At 50.5% G+C, this 2,657-nt stretch carries 3 protein-coding genes and 1 other annotated feature; all 3 genes read right to left on the reverse strand.

Annotated features, from left to right (window positions below):
* Window positions 1-90 precede the first annotated feature (90 nt).
* Window positions 91-301, reverse strand: a binding site (T-box leader).
* An 80-nt stretch (window positions 302-381) separates the two neighbouring features.
* Window positions 382-1,170, reverse strand: coding sequence for an ABC transporter ATP-binding protein (locus ALO_RS18990; protein ID WP_004099308.1), 789 nt, complete (start codon window positions 1,168-1,170; stop codon window positions 382-384).
* Window positions 1,122-2,051, reverse strand: a complete 930-nt coding sequence (locus tag ALO_RS18995) for an ABC transporter permease (RefSeq protein ID WP_004099310.1) — start codon at window positions 2,049-2,051, stop codon at window positions 1,122-1,124. Before ALO_RS18995 ends, ALO_RS18990 begins: the two co-directional genes overlap by 49 nt.
* 36 nt (window positions 2,052-2,087) lie before the next feature.
* A partial coding sequence (locus ALO_RS19000; RefSeq protein ID WP_004099312.1) for an ABC transporter substrate-binding protein occupies window positions 2,088-2,657 on the reverse strand: 570 nt, incomplete at its 5' end.

The raw sequence follows: 2,657 nt of genomic DNA on the forward strand, positions 1-2,657 counted from the left end.
GTTTAAATAAAAATCGTCCCTTAAAAAGGGACGACGGACGTGCATCGCGGTACCACCCTAGTTATCCGTCGAAAATAAAAAGAGCGCTACCGCAGGGACGGAATATTCCGCGGTACCACCCTAATAATCTCGAATCAGATCAACTCATAGCGCATTAACGAGCGCTGCTCCGGCTCAGCCTACTGTATTTCAGCCTCGCAGTTCGGGAATGAACTTCAATCTATACCGCCAGCTGATTTTCACCAACCATCAGCTCTCTGCATGACAGCATACATCTACTTTTTTCCGTCTTCACTTTTGTGTATGAAGTTTAAGCTTAAGCTATGGTTATTATTATACAAATTACCGGATATTTTGTCAATGACTGCAAAAAGGCTCATGTCACCCCAGTGCCATACGGTCACTGACCTCTTTGCCGGAGTGCTCGAAAGCGTCCAGCAGGTCATGAATTGTCGTCTTGGCTTTTTCCCCGCCTTGAATGTCCAGCAAAATCTCCCCGTCATTCAGCATTAGCAAACGGTTGCCAAACCGCAGCGCATCCCGCATATTGTGGGTAATCATCAGGGTTGTCAGGCCGTTTTCCTCTACGACGCGCCGGGTTAGTGCCAATACCTTTTCCGCTGTTTTAGGGTCCAAGGCCGCAGTATGCTCGTCTAACAACAGCAGCTTAGGCTTCCGCAGGGTTGCCATCAGCAGAGTAATCGCCTGTCTCTGTCCGCCGGACAAGGTTCCCATCCTGCTTTTCAGCCGGTCTTCCAGGCCAAGATCCAATTTGGCCAGTTTTTCTTTGAACTCTGCAAATTCATCATCCCGAAAGCCCCAGCGCAGTTGCAGCTTTTGGCCCCGTCGGGCGGCCATCGCCAAATTTTCTTCCACCATCATGCCGGACGCCGTCCCCAGCATAGGGTCCTGAAAGACCCTGCCGATATAGGCAGCCCGTTCATGCTCAGGCATATCGGTTACATCTACATCATCAATGTAAATCTTGCCTCTGTCTATTTTAAACACACCGGCAATGGAATTCATGAGAGTGCTCTTGCCTGCTCCGTTGCCGCCAATGACCGTGATAAAATCTCCCGGCCTCATTTCCAGGCTTACATTGTTCAACGCCAGTTTCTCATTTACAGTGCCGGCGAAGAATGTTTTGCTGATGCCGTCGACTCGCAGCATTTCGCTCCCGCCTTTCTGCTATCCCATTTTGCTTTAAATAAGGGCAAGGATAAAGCCATTCCAACCAAAACCGCGGTAAACAGTTTCAGATCGTTGGGCGGCATGCCCAGATACAGCACAGTCGCAATGACGATACGGTAGGCAACCGAACCGAGTACAACCGAAATCAGGGAATTTTTAAAGTCTTTCGCGCCAAACAGCACTTCCCCAATGATCACTGAGGCCAAGCCAATGACAATCGTGCCTACGCCCATCCCCACATCGGCAAAGCCGTTATCCTGAGCGATAAACGCTCCCGCCGCCGCTACCAGCCCATTGCTGATCATCAGTCCCAATAACAGCATGTGATCCGTATTAACCCCCAAGGCCCGTATCATCTGCAGATTATTGCCGGTAGCCCGCAAGGCCATGCCGATTTCCGTGCCAAAAAACCAGTACAGCAAGAGGGGGATAAACAGGGCGATAATCAATCCAACCAGAAAGGTAGTCAGATTAGATGATAAATGCAGGAATGCCAGTCCTGTATAAACCGTATCAATATTGAGCAGGGACAAGTTGGCTTTTCCCATAATGCGTAAGTTTACTGAGTATAACGCAATCATCGTCAAAATGCCGGCCATCAGCGCGGGTATTTTCAGCTTGGTATGGAGCAGCCCTGTGACGGCGCCGGCCAGCATCCCGGCTATGCCCGCCGCCAAAATAGCGACGACGGGGTTATGATCTCCTGCCAACAGCACCGCTGCTACAGCGCCTCCCAGCGGGAAACTGCCTTCCACGCTTAAATCGGCAATGTTTAATATACGGAACGTCAAGAATACACCCATAGCCATTATCGACCAAAGCAGGCCCTGAGATACAGTAGAAATGATTAAATCGTCCATTGCCTTTTCCTCATTCCTTCTTTGTTGTGAATCTGTTTATTCAGCCGCTTTCCTCAGTTCTTCCGGTATGACCAGTCCAATCGCCCGGGCGGCTTCCTGATTGATAATAATCTTTACATCCTCTTGTGAACCGATGGGCATATCCGCCGGCTTTGATTTGCCGGCAAGGATATCGGCCGCCATTTCACCGGCCTGGAAACCAAGTTGATAGAAATTGACCGAAGCGCCCGCCGTTGCGCCCCCCTTCTTAATCGGGGCTTCATCGCCGATGAATACCGGTATCTTCGCCGGTACGGTGATCTTGGCAATATTGGGCATGGCGGAAGCAATGGTGTTATCGGTTGGGCAATAGATGAAGTCCACTTTGCCCAGCAAGCTCTGGACCGCCTGCTGAATATCATTGACGTTGGTAATGGTGGCTTCTGTCACAGTCAGGCCTTTGGCTGCCGCGTATTCTTTCATCTTCTGGACCTGCTGCTGAGAATTTACTTCACTGGAGGTATACAAGGCTCCTACTCTTTTTGCCTGAGGCAGCAGTTTCAACGCCAGGTCGATTTGTCTCCGGGGAGGAATGTTATCGCTGGTCCCGGTCACATTGCCGCCGGG

It is taken from the genome of Acetonema longum DSM 6540 (assembly GCF_000219125.1).
Classification (GTDB): Bacteria; Bacillota; Negativicutes; order Sporomusales; family Acetonemataceae; genus Acetonema; species Acetonema longum.

What these genes read in the sequence shown, in the direction of transcription:
- ALO_RS18990 (WP_004099308.1), bottom strand. Translation starts at nt 1,170, where the DNA reads ATGCTGCGAGTCGACGGCATCAGCAAAACATTCTTCGCCGGCACTGTA.
- ALO_RS18995 (WP_004099310.1), bottom strand. Translation starts at nt 2,051, where the DNA reads ATGGACGATTTAATCATTTCTACTGTATCTCAGGGCCTGCTTTGGTCG.